Source organism: Micromonospora sp. LOL_024, from assembly GCF_048060415.1.
GTDB lineage: Bacteria > Actinomycetota > Actinomycetes > Mycobacteriales > Micromonosporaceae > Micromonospora.
On record NZ_JBHMIS010000188.1, the window covers coordinates 1 to 485 of the forward strand.

Genomic DNA, 485 nt, shown 5'->3' on the forward strand with positions numbered 1-485 from the left:
TGGAGTGGCCGATGTGGTCAAGCGGTCCAGACGCGCCCGGATCCGTTGCGGTGCAACGAAAGATGTCAAGCCCCGGGTTTGGTGGAGAGTTGGTTAGCTGGTTTTCAGGGGTGCGGTGATCGGGTGTGTCATCGCGTGTAGGGCCTCGTGTTCGGCGGGCGGGATGTGTCCGAGCTCGCCGTGCAGCCGGCGGTTGTTGTACCAGTCGATGTACTCGACGGTGGCCATCTCCAGGTCGTCGAGCCCACGCCACGGACCTCGGTTGCGGACGAGTTCGGCCTTGTAGAGCGAGTTGAACGCCTCGGCCATCGCCTTGTCGTACGAGTCGCCCTTGGACCCGACCGAGGCGACAGCGCCGGCTTCGGCCAGCCGCTGGCTGTAGCGGGTTGCTCGATATTGGACTCTGCGGTCCGAGTGATGAACCAGTCCGCCCAGTTCAGCGCCCTGACGATCGCGCCGCCAGATCGCCATCGTCAACGCGTCTA

Annotated in this window: 1 protein-coding gene; it reads right to left on the reverse strand. The window is 64.3% G+C overall.

Features of this window, described 5'->3' with window-relative positions; genetic code table 11:
- Positions 1-93 precede the first annotated feature (93 nt).
- Positions 94-485, reverse strand: a 392-nt coding sequence (locus ACFHWY_RS28825; protein ID WP_416583378.1) for an integrase core domain-containing protein, incomplete at its 5' end; no start/stop codon positions are given.